The sequence below is a fragment of the Saccharospirillaceae bacterium genome, assembly GCA_022448365.1.
In the GTDB taxonomy this organism is placed as follows: domain Bacteria; phylum Pseudomonadota; class Gammaproteobacteria; order Pseudomonadales; family Oceanobacteraceae; genus Bacterioplanoides.
Genome location: JAKVCS010000003.1, coordinates 1,422,046 through 1,439,629 on the forward strand (window position 1 = coordinate 1,422,046; position 17,584 = coordinate 1,439,629).

General features: G+C 49.2%; 14 protein-coding genes and 3 tRNA genes. 6 read left to right on the forward strand and 11 right to left on the reverse strand.

Going from position 1 to position 17,584, the window contains the following annotated elements; all coding sequences use genetic code 11:
- Window positions 1–65 precede the first annotated feature (65 nt).
- The 7 genes from MK185_10090 to alaS form a co-directional block, all read right to left on the reverse strand.
- The gene (locus MK185_10090) at window positions 66–1,988 is read right to left on the reverse strand and encodes a methyl-accepting chemotaxis protein (GenBank protein MCH2040973.1); all 1,923 of its coding nucleotides are present in this window, start codon (window positions 1,986–1,988) and stop codon (window positions 66–68) included.
- Window positions 1,989–2,246: 258 nt separating this feature from the next.
- Window positions 2,247–2,323: transfer RNA gene (locus tag MK185_10095), tRNA-Arg, on the reverse strand.
- A gap of 43 nt (window positions 2,324–2,366) precedes the next feature.
- Window positions 2,367–2,443: transfer RNA gene (locus MK185_10100), tRNA-Arg, on the reverse strand.
- Window positions 2,444–2,523: 80 nt separating this feature from the next.
- A tRNA-Ser gene (locus MK185_10105) sits at window positions 2,524–2,613 on the reverse strand.
- Between the two features lie 98 nt (window positions 2,614–2,711).
- On the reverse strand, window positions 2,712–2,906 hold the full coding sequence (csrA, locus tag MK185_10110; GenBank protein MCH2040974.1) for a carbon storage regulator CsrA: 195 nt from the start codon (window positions 2,904–2,906) through the stop codon (window positions 2,712–2,714).
- A gap of 192 nt (window positions 2,907–3,098) precedes the next feature.
- Complete coding sequence (locus MK185_10115) at window positions 3,099–4,331, reverse strand: aspartate kinase (GenBank protein MCH2040975.1); 1,233 nt, start codon at window positions 4,329–4,331, stop codon at window positions 3,099–3,101.
- A gap of 231 nt (window positions 4,332–4,562) precedes the next feature.
- Window positions 4,563–7,205: an alanine--tRNA ligase gene (gene alaS, locus MK185_10120; GenBank protein MCH2040976.1), complete on the reverse strand. Its 2,643-nt coding sequence runs from the start codon at window positions 7,203–7,205 to the stop codon at window positions 4,563–4,565.
- Window positions 7,206–7,445: 240 nt separating this feature from the next.
- On the opposite strand from alaS, the gene MK185_10125 reads away from it, so the two are divergent.
- The 5 genes from MK185_10125 to MK185_10145 all read left to right on the forward strand — a co-directional run bounded on the left by MK185_10125 (window position 7,446) and on the right by MK185_10145 (window position 11,351).
- Complete coding sequence (locus MK185_10125; GenBank protein ID MCH2040977.1) at window positions 7,446–7,649, forward strand: DUF2892 domain-containing protein; 204 nt, start codon at window positions 7,446–7,448, stop codon at window positions 7,647–7,649.
- Window positions 7,650–7,760: 111 nt separating this feature from the next.
- Window positions 7,761–8,780, forward strand: a complete 1,020-nt coding sequence (locus tag MK185_10130) for a hypothetical protein (GenBank protein MCH2040978.1) — start codon at window positions 7,761–7,763, stop codon at window positions 8,778–8,780.
- On the forward strand, window positions 8,777–9,019 hold the full coding sequence (locus MK185_10135) for a hypothetical protein (GenBank protein MCH2040979.1): 243 nt from the start codon (window positions 8,777–8,779) through the stop codon (window positions 9,017–9,019). The genes MK185_10130 and MK185_10135 overlap by 4 nt, the downstream gene beginning before the upstream one ends.
- Window positions 9,020–9,062: 43 nt before the next feature.
- Window positions 9,063–9,953, forward strand: a complete 891-nt coding sequence (locus MK185_10140) for an alpha/beta hydrolase (GenBank protein ID MCH2040980.1) — start codon at window positions 9,063–9,065, stop codon at window positions 9,951–9,953.
- Between the two features lie 102 nt (window positions 9,954–10,055).
- The gene (locus tag MK185_10145; GenBank protein ID MCH2040981.1) at window positions 10,056–11,351 is read left to right on the forward strand and encodes an NAD(P)/FAD-dependent oxidoreductase; all 1,296 of its coding nucleotides are present in this window, start codon (window positions 10,056–10,058) and stop codon (window positions 11,349–11,351) included.
- On the opposite strand, the gene MK185_10150 is transcribed toward MK185_10145, so the two are convergent.
- The 4 genes from MK185_10150 to MK185_10165 all read right to left on the reverse strand — a co-directional run bounded on the left by MK185_10150 (window position 11,326) and on the right by MK185_10165 (window position 14,730).
- The gene (locus MK185_10150) at window positions 11,326–12,366 is read right to left on the reverse strand and encodes a helix-turn-helix transcriptional regulator (GenBank protein ID MCH2040982.1); all 1,041 of its coding nucleotides are present in this window, start codon (window positions 12,364–12,366) and stop codon (window positions 11,326–11,328) included. The two genes, MK185_10145 and MK185_10150, sit on opposite strands and share 26 nt — an antisense overlap.
- Before the next feature lie 239 nt (window positions 12,367–12,605).
- Window positions 12,606–13,070, reverse strand: coding sequence for a recombination regulator RecX (recX, locus tag MK185_10155; protein MCH2040983.1), 465 nt, complete (start codon window positions 13,068–13,070; stop codon window positions 12,606–12,608).
- Window positions 13,051–14,088, reverse strand: coding sequence for a recombinase RecA (gene recA / locus MK185_10160; GenBank protein ID MCH2040984.1), 1,038 nt, complete (start codon window positions 14,086–14,088; stop codon window positions 13,051–13,053). The genes recX and recA overlap by 20 nt, the downstream gene beginning before the upstream one ends.
- A gap of 159 nt (window positions 14,089–14,247) precedes the next feature.
- Window positions 14,248–14,730, reverse strand: coding sequence for a CinA family protein (locus MK185_10165; GenBank protein ID MCH2040985.1), 483 nt, complete (start codon window positions 14,728–14,730; stop codon window positions 14,248–14,250).
- 99 nt (window positions 14,731–14,829) lie between these two features.
- On the opposite strand from MK185_10165, the gene mutS reads away from it, so the two are divergent.
- Window positions 14,830–17,457, forward strand: coding sequence for a DNA mismatch repair protein MutS (mutS, locus tag MK185_10170; protein MCH2040986.1), 2,628 nt, complete (start codon window positions 14,830–14,832; stop codon window positions 17,455–17,457).
- Window positions 17,458–17,584 lie beyond the last annotated feature (127 nt).

The following is a 17,584-nucleotide window of genomic DNA, read 5'->3' on the forward strand; positions in this document are numbered from 1 at the left end:
AGCATTATTTTCGCGGATTTTGCAGTCGATAGGAACCAATTTCACCGCAGTAGCGGCAGAAGAGGTTAGTAACGGAAGTTCGATACGATGTTTTTCAGATCTGCGGAAGCTGAGTCAAGCTGCTGTTCAGCAACATGAGTGGTGACTTCGGAAGCCTCGAGAGTTTGCTCCGCCAGCACATTAATGCGAGTGACGTGTTTTTCCAGATCCGTTACCACATTCGATTGCTCAACGGTTGCCGTAGCAACCTGCGTTGCCATCTCGGTCATAGTGCCGATGGAGTTGCGGATCGTATCCAGAGCTTCTGAAACACGCGAAGATTGCGACACCACGGTATCGCAACGCTCACCGCCTTTTTGCATTGCACTGACGGCAATTGCCGATGTGCCCTGCAGCTTTTCAATCATACTGCCAATTTCTTCTGTCGCCTGATGAGACTTCTGCGCCAGGTTACGCACCTCATCAGCTACCACGGCAAACCCTCTACCCTGCTCACCTGCGCGGGCGGCTTCAATGGCCGCGTTGAGCGCTAACAAATTGGTTTGCTCGGAAATCCCCGAAATGACACCAAGAACGGAACTGATCTGGCCAACATCGTCGGCCAACCGCTCAACTGCCGAGGCAACATCCTGAAGTTCTGAATTGAGCGATCCCATCTCCTCTGTGGTGTGCTGCATCAACCGCTGCCCGGAATCGGACTCCTTCACCGCAATATTGCTGGCGTTCGCCGTTTGCTCTGCATTGGCAGCAATTTCTTTAACGGTGGCCCCCATTTCCGTAATGGCGGTGGCAACCAACGCGATACTCTCGACCTGCTCGTCGGAATTACGATGGGAATCTTTTGCCGATTGCTGTACCTGACCCGCAGCATTATGAACCTGGTCTGCAGTACCAGCCAGCTGAGCAATTAAGCTGCGCATGTTTTCGCTGAACTGGTTAAAAGCACCCGACAAGATGCCGACCTCATCCTTGCTGTAAATTTTCAGTCTTCGTGTCAGGTCGGCATCGCCGTCCGCGATTGCCTGCAACATGGTTGATGCGTTAGTAATAGGACGGGTAATTGATGACGACTGCCACATAGCAATCAAAACAAATCCTCCAACCAGCACCAGATTTAAGACGATCGTCAGTAAAGTCATTTCATGCAATGCAGAAAACAATTCGCGGGTCGGCAACTCCGCGACAACATACCAACCAAGCGAGTCAATATACTGAGCTGCAATTAGTCTCTCACTCGGCTCATAAAGCCTCGTTACCTGAACACTATTCTGATTCAGTAATTCCGGTAGTCGGGATGCCAACTCTGGCCGCTGAGCCAGGCTTTGTGTACCGGACACGCCTTCCTCGGGGTGAATTTTGATCGCACCCGTCGGGTCAACCAGATACACAAGCCCGGACTCTCCTACCTGATAATCCCGAATGAAATCCGACAGTTCACTGATTTTTAAGCCGATGCCGGTAATCGCTTGCTGACCCGGGATACGATAATTGATAAACAGCGTGGGCACCTGATTTGTATCGTCGATATCAAGATCCAGACTGTAAGGTTTGCCGCTGTTTACAAAATCGTAAAACCAACCATCTTTTGCTGGGTCAAGCTGCCGGACCAGTCCGTCTCGGGTGTAATAATTACGACTTTCCCCTGACACAAGAAAGGTCGTAAGTGCCGACTCTTGCTGCAATACATCATTAAGATAACGCACAACCTGCGCCCGCTGAGATTCGTCCTCTCCATCTCTCAGCCAGTTATTGACTGGCACATTCACGGCCATGGTACTGGCAACGGCTAATCGCGTTTCAATTTCGCGTGCAACCTGTGCTGATACTGCGGATAACGTCGCTGGAATTTCTGCCTCAGAAATCCGTTCAACCGTATTACTGCGTACCAACACTGTCGTAAGTATTGTTGATAGGGTTATTGAAATAAACAAAGCCCCAGCCATCGCAAACAGCAGTTTTCGTTTTAAAGGTAATTGCGACCAACTCATATCATTCTCCCAAAATACCTTTTCAGATTAGCAGAGCCTGAAAGAACCATAGGTATAGTTAACAAACGGTCAAACAAAGTGGGACAAAACAACAAAAAGTCGCATCACTGGACACTATTTCGATAGAAAACGTCCGGCAAAGCCGATACTGGGGGGGGAATGTTATTGAAAAAGAGCAACACGGCGATGAACTGCTTAGCAGAAACGTGTGTATTTTTCTTAGAGAGGGGTTTTGATGTTCTTGGAGGTTGGCTTAAATGGCGCGCTCGGAAGGATTCGAACCTTCGACCGCCTGGTTCGTAGCCAGGTACTCTATCCAGCTGAGCTACGAGCGCGTCTCTTAAGTCAATTCACGATTGGAAGCATTCTGAAAAAGAATGGCGCGCTCGGAAGGATTCGAACCTTCGACCGCCTGGTTCGTAGCCAGGTACTCTATCCAGCTGAGCTACGAGCGCGCATCGTGGGGCGCGTATTATAGGTAGTTATCATTAGCTGTCAACTATCTTTATACGCATCTGCATGAAGCAGAAAAACGTGGCGGAGAGAGAGGGATTCGAACCCTCGATAGGGGTAAACCTATACACCCTTAGCAGGGGTGCGCCTTCAGCCACTCGGCCATCTCTCCATGTCACGGCGCGCATAATACCACGTTATTCAGAAATTCAAAGAAAAATTTCAAAGAAATTAAGGCTTTAGGAATTTCTCGTTACCGATCAGTGTTGATTAGTAATTGCCGTTAGTTTCACCACCGTCTTTTTCGCGTTGGATTCGCTGGTAAATTTCTTCACGGTGCACAGCCACTTCTTTTGGCGCGTTGACGCCAATTCGTACCTGATTTCCTTTAACACCTAAGACAGTCACAGTGACATCATCACCGACCATCAGTGTCTCGCCTACACGACGGGTTAAAATAAGCATAGGGTTCTCCTAACATTCCTGTTCGATTTTAGGGTGCTGTTGGCAAAAGCCGGTTTCTCATCCCTTTGCTTCCAGTATTGACCAGTATGACCAGATTGAAAGCGCGTAAAATGGGATATTGAGAATTTTTAGTTATTAGAGAGAGATCAGTCATTGAGCTCTCTCTAATACTAATTTTGGAAAGGACGAGGACTATTCGCTAGCTGCTTCAGCGTCTAAGCCGAAAGCAGTATGGAGAGCTCGCACCGCCAATTCCAAATACTTTTCTTCGATCACAACAGAGATTTTGATCTCGGAAGTCGTGATCGCCAGAATATTTATATTTTCATCCGCCATTACTTTAAACATCTTGCTGGCTACGCCTGCATGGGAGCGCATCCCCACACCAACCATCGACACCTTACAGATATCATCGGTTCCCGTGACTTCACGTGCTTTAAGTTCTTCAGCTGTTGCGCGCAGAATAGTCAGAGCTTTCTGATAATCGTTGCGGTGCACCGTAAAGGTGAAATCCGTCGTACCGTCAGCGGAAACGTTTTGGATGATCATATCCACTTCAACGTTCTGATCACTTACCGGAACCAGAATTTTCGAGGCAACACCTGGAATGTCAGGGACACCTTTAACGGTCACTTTGGCTTCATCGCGGTTAAAAGCAATACCGGAAATAACTGGATTTTCCACGGAGCTGTTCTCCTCCATTGTGATCAGGGTGCCGTCTCCTTCCTCAAAACTGGAAAGAACACGGAGCGGAACTTTGTATTTACCTGCAAATTCAACCGAACGAATCTGCAGAATTTTCGAACCTAAGCTGGCCATTTCCAGCATTTCTTCGAAGGTCACTTTTTCCATGCGTTGTGCCGACTGCACAACTCGTGGATCCGTGGTGTAAACACCATCAACATCGGTATAAATCTGGCACTCATCCGCTTGCAACGCTGCGGCCAATGCAACACCAGTTGTATCAGAACCACCACGACCCAGTGTCGTAATATTGTTGTCATCGTCGATACCCTGAAAACCGGCCACCACACAAACACCGCCAGCGTCTAATTGCTGACGCATTGCATCGGTATCAATGTCTTCGATACGGGCTTTCATGTGGGCATTATCGGTTTTCATACCGGCCTGCCAACCAGTAAAAGAACGGGCATTAATACCGCGTTTCTGTAAGGCCATAGACAACAGGGCAATAGTTACCTGCTCACCGGTAGAAACCAATACATCCATTTCACGCGGAGTCGGGTTATCGGATATATCATTTGCCAGGCCGATTAAGCGGTTGGTTTCACCACTCATTGCCGATACTGCCACCACGATCTGATGGCCAGCATCATGGAAAGATTTCACTTTATCCGCGACGTGTTCGATGCGTTCGATGGAACCAACGGAAGTACCGCCGTATTTCTGTACGTATAACGCCATGATAATTCACTGGGTCGACTGATTTTTGAGGGCGCTAATTAAACACTAATTGACTCATTCAGAAAAGTTTTGGCCGGAATTTAAGCAGCATTCGAAGACATTTCAGCGGGAAAACCTCAGTTATAGCGTAAAAAGTGAGACTGGCTATTTATCAGATAAACAAAAGCCGCATTATTCCTGACGAATAATGCGGCTTTTAAATGACATGGAGGCCGGGTAAAAGTGCTGGTATTAACCCAGCTGCTCAGCAGCCCAATTCTCAAATGCCTCAAGGGCCTGATCAATACCTTCCGGCTTCTGACCACCTGCCTGTGCCATTTCAGGTTTACCACCACCGCGGCCATCAACAAACTGGGCAACCGCTTTCACCGCATCACCAGCTTTGGCTTTACCAATGACATCCTTAGTGGCGCCAGCCAACAATGTCACCTTGCCGTCATTATCCGCAGCCAGCATGATCAGCGCGGACCCCAGCTTATCCTTCAGGCCATCCATGGTCGTTTTCATGGTTGGAACATCGGTACCGTCGATACGTGCCGTCAACACCTTGATACCTGCGATGTCTTTTGCCTGAGATGCCAGATCGGAACCTGCGGAACTGGCCAGCTTAGCCTTTAACGCTTCAATTTCTTTTTCCAGCTGACGGCTACGTGCCACCAGTTGTTCAACTTTGTCACCAACGTTATCCGTACTGCCTTTAACCAGGCGAGCGATGCCACCTAACGCCGCTTCCTGTGCCGCAACAAAATCCAGCGCTGCCTGACCGGCAACCGCTTCAATACGACGAACACCGGCAGCAGCAGACGCTTCGGTAGTAATCTTCAATAACCCTAAGTCACCGGTGCGTTTGGCATGAGTACCGCCACACAATTCAATTGAGAACTGCTCAGCCCCCTCACCGGTGCCCATCGACAGTACGCGTACTTCGTCGTCGTATTTCTCACCGAACAACGCCATCGCACCACTGTTTTTGGCATCATCGATATTCATCAGCTTGGTCACCACTTCGCTGTTATCACGGATCTGATCGTTCACCATGGTTTCTACCGCAGTGATTTCTTCAGCGGTCAGCGCTTCCAGATTCGAGAAGTCAAAACGCAGTTTGTCGTAGGTGACCAGCGAGCCTTTCTGAGCAACGTGTTCACCCAGAACATGGCGCAATGCAGCATGCAATAAATGGGTAGCGGTGTGGTGTAACGCCGTTGCCGCACGCTTTTTGGCATCAACTTCGGCGGTCAACTGGTCACCTATTTTGACGCAGCCCTCAACCAAGACACCGTGGTGCACGTGGTTACCGTTTTCCTTGGTGGTGTTTTTAACCTGAAACACCACACAGTCGTTTTTCAGAAAACCGGTATCACCGGCCTGACCACCGCTCTCGCCATAAAATGCGGTTGCATCCAGTACCAGCAGTGCTTCGTCACCGGCATTCAGCGCATCCACTTTTTCGCCGTCTTTGATTAATGCCTGAACCGCACCTGCGTTGCTCAGCTGATCGTAACCACAGAACGCAGTTTCACCATCCAGATCCAGGCCACCAGCCGCTTTGGCTGAGAAGTTACCGGCTGCACGTGCGGTTTCACGCTGATGAGTCATGGCTTTATCGAAGCCTTCTTCATCAACTTTCAAATCTTTTTCGCGGGCCACGTCAGCGGTCAAATCAACAGGGAATCCGTATGTATCGTAAAGCTTGAATACGGTTTCGCCGGGAATGGTGTCGCCATCCAGTTTAGCGATAGCATCGTTTAAAATGCTCATGCCTTTATCCAGCGTTTTAGCGAATTGCTCTTCCTCTAAACGCAGTACTTTTGATACCTGATCCTGCAACTTCACCAGCTCTGGGTAGGCTTCACCCATTTGCTCAGCTAACGCAGGTACCAACTTGTGGAAGAAGCCAGCCGGTGCACCCAGCATGTGACCGTGACGCACAGCACGGCGAACAATACGACGCAAAACATAACCACGACCTTCATTCGACGGGTAAACACCATCGACCACCAAGAAGGCGGTTGAACGAATGTGGTCAGCAATCACCCGTAACGATTTGTTTTCAGGATCAGTGCAACCGGTAACGTCACCCGCCGCTTTTAACAGCGCCTGAAACAGGTCGATTTCGTAATTGGAATGAACTCCCTGCATAATGGCCGAGATGCGCTCCAGACCCATACCGGTATCAACCGATGGCTTCGGCAGCGGTTGCATTTCACCGTCTTCAGTGCGGTTGAATTGCATGAACACGTTATTCCAGATCTCAATAAAGCGGTCGCCGTCTTCTTCCGGGGTCCCCGGCTTACCACCCCAAATATGTTCGCCATGATCGTAGAAAATTTCAGTACAGGGTCCGCAAGGGCCGGTATCCCCCATTTGCCAGAAATTATCTGAAGCGTACTTGGCGCCTTTATTGTCACCGATGCGAATAATGCTGTCCGCAGGGATACCGACGTCTTTGTTCCAGATATCGAAGGCTTCGTCGTCTTCAGCGTATACCGTAACCAACAGCTTTTCTGTCGGCAGATTCAACCACTGATCCGAGGTCAGAAACTCCCAGGCATATTTGATCGCATCCTGCTTGAAGTAGTCACCAAAACTGAAATTACCCAGCATTTCAAAAAAAGTATGGTGACGCGCGGTATAACCAACATTTTCCAGATCGTTGTGCTTACCACCAGCACGCACACAACGCTGTGACGATGTGGCACGGGTGTAGCTGCGTTTATCCTGACCGAGGAAGCAATCTTTGAACTGCACCATACCAGCGTTGGTGAACAGCAGCGTTGGGTCATTCGCTGGAACTAATGGGCTTGAAGCCACCACTTCGTGGCCTTTGGAAGCAAAGAAGTCTAGGAACTTCTGACGAATCTCTGAGCTTTTCATACGGTGCTTAAATCCGAACGGACAAAATAAAAGCGGGAGTATAGCGGTTAGCCCACGTATATCGCCAGCCGCGCAGCAAAGGGAACGCCAATTTTGCGGAATAAAACTGGCTGTATAAGGCGACCCATGAGTTCCGAGCGTGATCTTTCTTCATACAAACAACAGCAGTGACAAAACACATATTTATAACTACAATGGAATATATTGATTTAGAAATACAATATAAATTGGAGTAAAATGATGAATATTGATCGTTTAATCTTTGCCATTGCTGGCCTATTCATTCTGATGAGCATCACTCTCAGCCTTTTTTACAGTAGCTACTGGCTGGGGCTTAGTGCATTTGTAGCAGCCAACATGCTGCAGGCGGCTTTTACCGGTTTCTGTCCGCTTGCGAGCATCCTGAAAAGACTGGGGATTGAACCGGGTAACGCATTCAACTGATCGCCACAGCGTATTAAGAAGCGACTCTCCTTCACTCACTTGGCCTGATCACACCTACTCAGCTTGCGTCCGGCCCTTATAATCGCGGCTCCCATCATGGAGGCCGTGTTTATGCTGCGTATGCTTTTTTCTTTGTCTGGTGCCGCTGTTTTCTCTCTGACGTTCATTTGCAACACCGTTTTCGCCGACCCGGATGCTCCTCATCAGCCCGCTTCCTGGGCACCGTACCCAAAAAACCTGAGCCAGTTCGATTACAGCGGTGAGAAATTACAGCAGCATTGGCCAGAGTTGACCAAAGCGACCTTTATCGAATTCCCCAGTGCAGAAAACCTGCGTAAAGAAGCCCTACAATACCCCAAGCTAATGGCTTACTCACGGGAGCAGGCACAGCAAAGAGACGCCCACCCGGCATTACAAGCGGTGGCTGAAGACAACTTTGAACCACTGGCCACAGCTGTTCAGCATATCTGGCGTTTACACTTTCAGGGCGACTTTGAGCAAGCTTATCAACTGGGTAAAAAGCTCGGTCCGGCAGGTCTGATACCGGCGCTTTACTCCCGCCTGATATACACAACACTGATTGAGAAGGATGATGCAAAACGCCTGACGGCTTACCGCGAGATTTCATACCGTTCCAACCAGTTATTACCCTTGGCACCCGACCATGCTTTCTCCTTATTCGGTCTCGCCTATGCTCATGCCAGGGAACTGGAGCTCATGAGTACATCCGCTGCCGCTTCAACTGATTATTTGAGTCAAACTCAGGACATACTTGAGCGCCTGCAACAACGCTACCCGCAACGCGCCCTCTACCCGGCAATGCTGGGAGGCTTGCATGCTGGCGTCGTCGAACGTGTTGGTTCGATCATTGGCACCATGACATACGGCTCCAGTGAGTCCGGTGCGTTAAAAGCGTTCAGCCGCGCACTGGCACTCGAGAGTGGTGTCCCGGTAATACTGAACGAATATGCCGCTGCGCTGACGCGAATGGACGCCAGCGACTTTGCCAAAGACATCAGCCGTGCATTGACCCGGTGTATTCAGCTACCGGTTTTCAGCGCCGAAGAAGCATTAAACCGGCAAGCATGTCAGAATAAGCTCTCTCAGCTGATAGCTTCGGATTCCTTATGACTTTACCTTTCGCCGCTGAAATAGCCACGCCGCTGCTGCTAATTGCCCTGGTCTTATCAGCTACCCTGCTGATGCTGCAACTGGCAGTTGGTCCTTTTGGCCATGTGAAGTTTCTCCACCTTCATCAAGCCTATATCAAACAACCGAAAGCTCTGCGTTACCCGATGACCACCGTGGCTGTTATCGTTATTGTCTTGGCAGTGACACACCTGCTGGGTATCTGGGGCTTTCATCACTGAGCCTGTTAACACAGGGATAGCAATCCGCAGTAATGAGGAAAGGATGTCCACTTATCTTGACCCGTTATCGAGTAAAGCCGTGTTTATTGATAACGCTGGCATTAATCTCGAAGTACATGACTTCGGAGAAACATCAGACAAACTGGTGATTCTATTGCATGGTTTCCCAGAGTGCTGGGGCGCCTGGCGCCACCAGATTGCCCCCTTGGTCACTGCCGGCTATCGGGTGTTGGTCCCCAACCTTCGTGGTTACGGCAAAGGGGATAAACCAGCAAAAATAATCGACTACCGCATCGATAAACTGGCAACGGATATCGATGCACTGTTGATGTTTGCGCAACACGATAAATGCCATCTGGTTGGCCATGACTGGGGTGGCGCTATTGCCTGGTGGTATGGCATTCATTGCTCGGACAAATTGCACAGCCTGAGCATTCTGAATGCCCCACACCCGCTGGCCTTCCTGGAGGTACTGAAAAAGAGTCCACACCAGTGGCTGAAGAGCTGGTATATTTTTTTCTTCCAGCTGCCGTGGCTGCCGGAAGCGTTAATGTCGCGGTTAAATTTTAAGCGCTTGCGCGACACTTTAACCAAAACCTCTAACAAGGGCGCCTATGATCAGCGTGATATTGCCCTGCTAACACACACCTGGAGCCAGCCCGGCTGCATCAGGGCTATGCTGAATTATTATCGCTGCCTGTTGCGCGATATCAAACAGCCCTTGCATCCCGCCAAAGTCGAATGTCCGAGCCAGTTACTGTGGGGTGAACAAGACCTCGCTTTAACACTGCCGATGGCAGAATTAAGCATCAATTATCTTGCCAACGGTAAACTGAAACGCTTCCCCGATGCCAGCCACTGGCTGAACCATGATAAGCCGCAAGCAGTTACCGCAGAATTGTTACAGTTTTTCGAACAGTCGCAATTATGTTGACAGCACCTTGCATTAATTTCTGAAAAGTGGCCACAAATGACCACTTTATCCGTATAATGTGTGCAGTTTTTTCACTTTTTAATTCACTTTCGGAGTTCGCTTATGCAACGCATCGTCATTATTGGCGGCGGCGCAGGCGGATTGGAACTGGCAACCCAGCTCGGACGCTCCCTGGGGCGTAAGGGGAAAGCTCAGATTGAGCTGATTGATGCCAATCCAACCCATCTGTGGAAACCGCTGCTGCACGAAGTCGCCACCGGCGCTTTGGATTCAGGGATCGACGAACTGAACTATCGCGCCCACGGCAAAAAGCATGGCTTTAATTTTCAACTGGGTCGTATGTCCGGCCTGAATCGGGAAACCAAACACATCATCCTGGCCCCGATGCTAGACGACCTCGGTGAAGAAGTTCTGGCTGAACGCAAAGTCAGTTACGACACCCTCGTTCTGGCCATTGGTAGCGTGACGAATGACTTCGGTACCGAAGGAGCCAAAGAACACTGCATCTTCCTTGATAGCCGCAGACAAGCCGACAAGTTCCATCAGACTCTGCTCAATGAGTTCTTACGGGCCAATGCAAAAGCAGGCGCTGATGAGCAATTACGCGATCTGGAAATTGCAATCGTTGGCGCTGGTGCAACCGGCGTTGAGCTTTCAGCTGAACTTTATAATACCGCTGAAGAGCTGGTGAGTTACGGTATGAAAAATCTCAAAACGGAGAACCTTAAAGTCACCCTGATCGAAGCGGGTGAGCGTATTCTTCCAGCACTGCCAGAACGTATTTCTGCAGCTGCGACCAAAGAACTGGAAAAGCTTGGTGTGACAGTTCGCACTAACACACTGATTACGGCAGCCACTGCTGAGGGGTTTGAAACCAAAGATCAAGGGCCCATAAAAGCCCGATTAAAAGTCTGGGCCGCGGGAGTTAAAGCCCCGGAGTTTATGAAAACCCTGAGTTTAGAAACCAACCGCGCAAACCAAATTATGGTTAACCGTCATCTGCAAACCGAAGACGACGCCATTTTTGCTCTCGGAGACTGCGCTTGTATGCTGCAGGATGATGGCACACCGGTGCCTCCGCGCGCTCAAGCGGCGCACCAACAAGCCAGTCATTTATTTACAGCGTTAAAGGCCCGCCATAAAAACAAACCCATCCCAGAGTTTATTTATAAAGACAAAGGGTCGCTGGTTTCGCTCAGTCGATACAGTACTGTTGGTAGTTTAATGGGGAACTTAACCAAAGGATCGATGATGATTGAGGGCCGCTTGGCACGCCTGGTGTATGTATCTCTGTATCGCCTGCACCAGATTGCTTTGCACGGCTACTGGCATACAGTGCTGTTAACGTTGGTTGGGCACATCAATAAGGTCATCAGACCTCGTCTAAAACTGCATTAACCTCTGTCTTTGCGGCTTCGGGTGCTAACGTCATGCGATATTCGCCTGGCGTTTTACCGGTCCAGCGTTTGAATGCCTTGTAAAAGGCGCTGGGCTCGGTATAACCCACCATAAATGAGATCTCATACAGTGGTGTTGCTTCATCCAGAATCAACTTCATCGTTAATTCCTGACGTGCCTCATCCAGCAAGCTCTGATAGGACGTTCCTAACGCTTTCAGGCGCCGTTGTAGATTACGTACACTGATATCCATTCTGGCAGCGACAACCTCCTGACTAACATTGCGCTCCAGCAAACATTGCTCCAGGGTCTTTTTCAATTCGTTATAAATTGCCAGATATTCCCGGAATTTCTGATCATCTTTTTCTACTTCTCGCAGGGTATAACGGAAAACAGTGGCGTTGTGTGCCGGGTTTTGTCGCTGCCACGCAGGCAGTTGTATCTCTAATGCGAAGACCTCACCGGCGATAACCGGCACCAGTAAAAGCTCCTCCAGTCTCCGGTGATCAGCAACATGCCAGGGCAAGTGCAGTGATAATTCACCCGGTTTCAAAGTGCCGACAAGAACCTCAGCAATTGCGCGTGATAAACAAGCCAATGCCATCAACAATTGACAACTACAATCGGAACGTTGAGCAGGCACCACCCGGATAATCTGAGAATCATCGCTCAATTCAAGCTCAAACTGCGCATTGCCAACCGTCAGATGCGTGAAACGAATGCACTGAGGCAAGCTTTTTTCCAGCGTTTCTCCGCACGCCAGTAAACGGGTAAGTGGCAAGTTCTGTTGCGCCAGGTACTGCCCTGCCTGAGCGATCAGAATTTCGCCGAAGCCCAGTTCAACCAAGTATTTATGAACGCCAGACAGGCGTTCAGCTGCTACCCAGCGTGGCAACGGCTGAGTGGCATCAATATTAAGTACCTTCCAGATCGGGTTAATATCGATATTGCGGCTATCCCAAAAATTCAGCAAATGCTGAAGCACCACGACATCAACCTGTACAGTCGGGCTCATATCCCTCCTCGACACGGAACTATGTTTATTGTTTTAAGACTTCCGATGAGTGCGAATACTGCACTCAGCCCACTTGTCTGGCGAGTGTGTTAACCGCTGCGTTTTATGTCAATAGACTGAGGCGACAGTGAAACAAATGTAAGGTAAAAAGATCACTTAAAGTTACAAAGAGTGGATTATTGCGACGAAATAATGAACGACATCAAGCATTGCACCGGTCTGGTGCAACCTTATCATTTTCACATTTCATCCATGGCGTAAGCGATCTGATCACTACTGAATCCGCGATAGGCAAGAAACCGAAATAACTTTTGCTTTTTATTTGGATCGGATTCTTTTAAAGAGTTCGCTTTTTTCTGCGCAACCTCAAACGCCAATTGAAACCAATCAACCTCTGAACTTTCCAAAGTCAGTTGAATTACATCACTGGCAAGACCTTTCTCACGCATTTCTTGCTTTAAACGGATAGGCCCAAGGCCACGCTGATACCGACTATTGAGAAATGATTCGGCAAATCTCTGATCTGACTGCCAATTGCGCTGCTGAAAATCATCGAGTATCTGCTCTAATAATTCTGCACTATCGCAACGTTTTTTTAATTTACGAAATAATTCCAGGCGGGAGTAATCGCGACGGGACAATAAATCAATTATTGCCCGTCGCAATTCTTTTTCGTCGAGAAACTCAGGCTTCTTCGGTTGCATCTGCACCTTCAGAATCAGTAGCTTCCGTCGGTATATTTAATAATTGAGCACGAATTTCTTTTTCAATTTCTTCAGCGATTTCCTTATGCTCTTCCAGATACTTCGACGCATTGGCTTTACCCTGACCAATTTTATCGCCCTGGTAGCTGTACCAGGCCCCGGATTTTTCAACCAAACCACACTTAACACCCAGGTCGATTACTTCGCCCATGTGATAAATACCCTGGCCATACATAATCTGGAACTCAGCTTGTTTGAACGGCGGCGAAACTTTATTTTTAACGACTTTTACGCGGGTTTCATTACCAACGATTTCGTCGCCCTGCTTCACCGAACCGGTACGTCGAATATCCAGTCGAACGGAGGAATAGAACTTCAGGGCATTACCACCGGTTGTTGTTTCCGGGCTACCAAACATCACGCCGATTTTCATACGAATCTGGTTGATGAAAATCACCAGGCAGTTAGCATTTTTAACATTACCGGTAATTTTACGCAGTGCTTGCGACATTAACCGCGCCTGCAAACCCACATGAGAATCTCCCATGTCGCCTTCGATCTCAGCTTTAGGAGTTAACGCAGCAACAGAATCCACCACAATCACGTCAACGGCATTTGAACGCACCAAACTGTCACAAATTTCTAATGCCTGCTCACCCGTGTCAGGCTGTGACACCAGTAAACTGTCTAAATCGATACCCAACTTTTCAGCATATAACGGGTCTAGTGCGTGTTCAGCGTCGATGATAGCAACAGTCTTTCCGGCCTTTTGTGCCTGCGCCATAGCCGACAAACACATAGTGGTTTTACCAGAACTTTCAGGGCCATAGATCTCAACAATACGACCCATTGGCAGACCACCAATACCCAGAGCAATGTCTAACCCCAGAGAGCCCGTCGATACCGCTGGAATGGCTTCACGTGGCTGCTCACCCATCTTCATGATGGCACCTTTACCGAACTGACGTTCAATCTGGCCTAAGGCGGCATCAAGAGCTTTTTGCTTGTTAGCGTCCATAACAATTCCTTTAACTTTGTAGCTTTAAGACCAGCGGGTAAAACCCCGGTTCAGATCACTGTAAATTTAACCAGTATTTAACCATAGCTTTTTTTACGCGCCAACCCCAAAACAGAAAAAACACTGGAAAGATATACAGGACTATTTAACAACAGCCTCTTATGACGACAACCAGCGACACAAACCTTGTACTCCGGCAACAATGGCCTGCTGCCTGACTTCACTTCGATCTCCGGCAAAACAAAAACGACGAGTCACCTGGTAACGGGCATCCCCCCAGGCAAACCAAACAGTACCCACAGGTTTTTCGTCACTGCCGCCACCTGGGCCGGCAATGCCACTGACTGCTACTGCGATGTCACCAAGGCTGTTATTTACCGCGCCAGCAACCATTGCACGGACGGTTTCTTCACTAACTGCACCATGATTTTCGATAATGGCAGGAGCAACCTCCAGGTAGCGTACTTTTGCCTCATTTGAGTAGGTTACAAAGCCACACTCGAACCAGTTTGAGCTGCCTGCTACATCCGTCAGCGCCGTTGCGATTCCACCGCCGGTACACGACTCTGCGGTTACCAGCCGCATATCCCGGCTTTGTAGCATTTCGGCCAGCGAGTGTATCGAATCTATCAGTTGTGGCATGTATTTCTCCTTGAGAACAAAAGCTAATCACTTACAATTCTGTCCCTTTCGATTTGCGCTAAGCATCGTTTCAGCTATCAGCGAATAAGGACACCAGTCATGGCAGCTCAGCAGCCCACAAAATCCGCCCCGAAACATACCCCTATGATGCAGCAGTACCTCCGTATCAAGGCCGATTTTCCTGACACTATTTTGTTCTATCGTATGGGCGATTTCTACGAATTGTTTTATGACGATGCTAAGAAAGCAGCTCAACTGCTGGATATTACCCTCACCGCGAGGGGTAAAAGTGGCGACGGACAACCCATTCCTATGGCCGGTGTACCGTTTCATGCGGCTGAAAATTACGTTGCCAAACTGGTAAAACAAGGGGTTTCGGTAGCCATTGCCGAGCAGATTGGTGATCCGGCTACCGCCAAAGGGCCGGTGGAGCGGAAAGTTGTGAGAGTCCTTACTCCGGGTACGCTCACTGACGAAGCGCTGCTGGATGAGCGCAGCGACAACCTGCTGGTATCCCTGTGCAGCGATGAACAACGCCATGGTCTTGCCGTTATCGAAATCAGCTCCGGACGCTTCTCCGTTATGGAGGTTGATGGACAAGAGGCATTGGAGGCGGAGGTCGAACGATTGCGTCCGGCTGAATTATTGTTAAATGAAGAAACGCCTTATCCGGAACAAGTCTGCGAACGCGCTGGCGCAAAACGCATGGCGCCGTGGCATTTTGAATCGGACACCGCGCTGCGCTTACTGACTCAACAGCTGAAAACCAAAGACTTACGTGGCTTCGGCTGCGAAGGAATGAATGTCGCTATCCGTGCAGCAGGGGCATTGCTTCACTACGCCCAGGAAACCCAGCGAAACGAACTGCCACACATTCGTTCCTTGATGGTTGAACAACCGGACGATGCCATTGTTATCGACCCGGCGTCCCGCCGCAATCTGGAAATCGACATTAACCAGAAAGGCGATGATCAGCATACTCTGGCGTGGATTCTTGATAAAACCGCTACCGCCATGGGCAGTCGTTTACTGAAGCGCTGGCTAAACCGACCGATTCGTGACAAACAACAGCTACAGCAGCGTCAGTCTTTTATCGGCCAATTACTGTCGTGCTACGCCTGGGAAGATATTAACCGCGCACTGAAACAGGTGGGTGACATTGAACGCATTCTATCGCGCGTTGCTTTAGGTTCTGCCCGCCCAAGAGATCTGGCACGCCTGCGCGATGCATACAGCGTATTGCCCGATATCCGCCTGCAACTTAAACAACTGGATACACCACTGGCAACCAATCTGCACGAACGTGTACAGGAGTTTCCCAAGTGGGTTGAACGTTTGACCAGGGCGATTATTGATAATCCTCCGGTTGTTATTCGTGATGGTGGCGTCATTGCCGAAGGCTATGATGCTGAGCTTGATGAGCTTCGCGGCCTGAGCGAAAACGCCGGAGACTTCCTGATAAAACTGGAAGAAACGGAGAAAGAACGTACCGGGCTGAACACTCTGAAGGTGGGATACAACCGGGTTCACGGTTATTACATTGAGATCAGCAAATCACAATCAGACCAGGCGCCAACAGAGTACATACGCCGCCAGACTCTGAAAAATGCTGAGCGTTTTATCACGCCAGAACTGAAAGAGTTTGAAGACAAAGCCCTGAGTGCCAAAAGTCGCGCTCTGAGCCGTGAAAAAATGTTGTATGAAACCCTGGTACGCGATCTGGGTGACGATCTGATTGCACTCCAGGTCAGTGCCGCGGCTCTGTCTGAGCTGGATGTAATGACCAACCTGGCCGAACGAGCAGAAACTCTGCGACTGGTACAGCCAGAACTGGTTGATGAATCTGTTATGAACATCCAGCAAGGTCGCCATCCGGTGGTTGAAAACCTGATCACCGATCCGTTTGTAGCTAATAACACCGTCCTTGATCAACAACAGAGAATGCAGATCATTACTGGTCCTAATATGGGTGGTAAATCGACGTATATGCGTCAGGTCGCAGTCATCACTTTACTGGCTTACATCGGCAGTTACGTCCCGGCCGACAGCGTCAAGCTTGGTCCAATCGATCGGATTTTTACCCGCATGGGCAGTGCCGATGATGTTGCCGGTGGTCGCTCAACCTTTATGGTTGAAATGACCGAAACCGCGAATATTTTGCACAATGCCAGTGAAAACAGTCTGGTACTGATGGACGAAGTGGGCCGGGGAACCAGTACTTTTGATGGCCTGTCTCTGGCCTGGGCGAGTGCTGCTCACCTGGCCGATACCATCAACGCGTTCACTCTGTTCGCGACGCATTACTTTGAAATGACGGGCTTGCCAGAGCATCACAACAACGTTCGTAATGTTCACCTGAAAGCCACTGAACATGATGACAAAATCATCTTTCTGCATTCTGTCGAGGAGGGACCTGCGAGTCAGAGTTACGGCTTGCAAGTCGCTCAACTGGCAGGCGTTCCGGGCACGGTCATTGATCAGGCTAAAGCTCAGCTGTTACAACTCGAACAGCAATCACCTGCGGAAGTGAACCTATCTGCGGTTTCCAGTAACACTGACGTAATTTTGCCACCAGCAATATCAGCAGATGCCGAATTTCCAATGCAAGCTGATATGTTTTCAGCAATGCCATCGGCGGTGGAAGAAGAGCTTGGCGGGTTGAATCCTGACGATTTAACCCCCCGCCAGGCGCTTGAAGCCCTGTATAAACTGAAAGAACTTTTATAAAAACATCTTATATGTAAAAGCCCTTTTAGAACCATAAGAAAGGATCGTATAACCCTTTTGTCTGTTCGAACGCTTGCGACTCGGACAACGGCTACCTAGAATTGCCGGCTATTATTAAAAAAAATCT

What these genes read in the sequence shown, in the direction of transcription:
- MK185_10090 (MCH2040973.1), bottom strand. Translation starts at nt 1,988, where the DNA reads ATGAGTTGGTCGCAATTACCTTTAAAACGAAAACTGCTGTTTGCGATG.
- csrA (MCH2040974.1), bottom strand. Translation starts at nt 2,906, where the DNA reads ATGCTTATTTTAACCCGTCGTGTAGGCGAGACACTGATGGTCGGTGAT.
- MK185_10115 (MCH2040975.1), bottom strand. Translation starts at nt 4,331, where the DNA reads ATGGCGTTATACGTACAGAAATACGGCGGTACTTCCGTTGGTTCCATC.
- alaS (MCH2040976.1), bottom strand. Translation starts at nt 7,205, where the DNA reads ATGAAAAGCTCAGAGATTCGTCAGAAGTTCCTAGACTTCTTTGCTTCC.
- MK185_10125 (MCH2040977.1), top strand. Translation starts at nt 7,446, where the DNA reads ATGAATATTGATCGTTTAATCTTTGCCATTGCTGGCCTATTCATTCTG.
- MK185_10130 (MCH2040978.1), top strand. Translation starts at nt 7,761, where the DNA reads ATGCTGCGTATGCTTTTTTCTTTGTCTGGTGCCGCTGTTTTCTCTCTG.
- MK185_10135 (MCH2040979.1), top strand. Translation starts at nt 8,777, where the DNA reads ATGACTTTACCTTTCGCCGCTGAAATAGCCACGCCGCTGCTGCTAATT.
- MK185_10140 (MCH2040980.1), top strand. Translation starts at nt 9,063, where the DNA reads ATGTCCACTTATCTTGACCCGTTATCGAGTAAAGCCGTGTTTATTGAT.
- MK185_10145 (MCH2040981.1), top strand. Translation starts at nt 10,056, where the DNA reads ATGCAACGCATCGTCATTATTGGCGGCGGCGCAGGCGGATTGGAACTG.
- MK185_10150 (MCH2040982.1), bottom strand. Translation starts at nt 12,366, where the DNA reads ATGAGCCCGACTGTACAGGTTGATGTCGTGGTGCTTCAGCATTTGCTG.
- recX (MCH2040983.1), bottom strand. Translation starts at nt 13,070, where the DNA reads ATGCAACCGAAGAAGCCTGAGTTTCTCGACGAAAAAGAATTGCGACGG.
- recA (MCH2040984.1), bottom strand. Translation starts at nt 14,088, where the DNA reads ATGGACGCTAACAAGCAAAAAGCTCTTGATGCCGCCTTAGGCCAGATT.
- MK185_10165 (MCH2040985.1), bottom strand. Translation starts at nt 14,730, where the DNA reads ATGCCACAACTGATAGATTCGATACACTCGCTGGCCGAAATGCTACAA.
- mutS (MCH2040986.1), top strand. Translation starts at nt 14,830, where the DNA reads ATGGCAGCTCAGCAGCCCACAAAATCCGCCCCGAAACATACCCCTATG.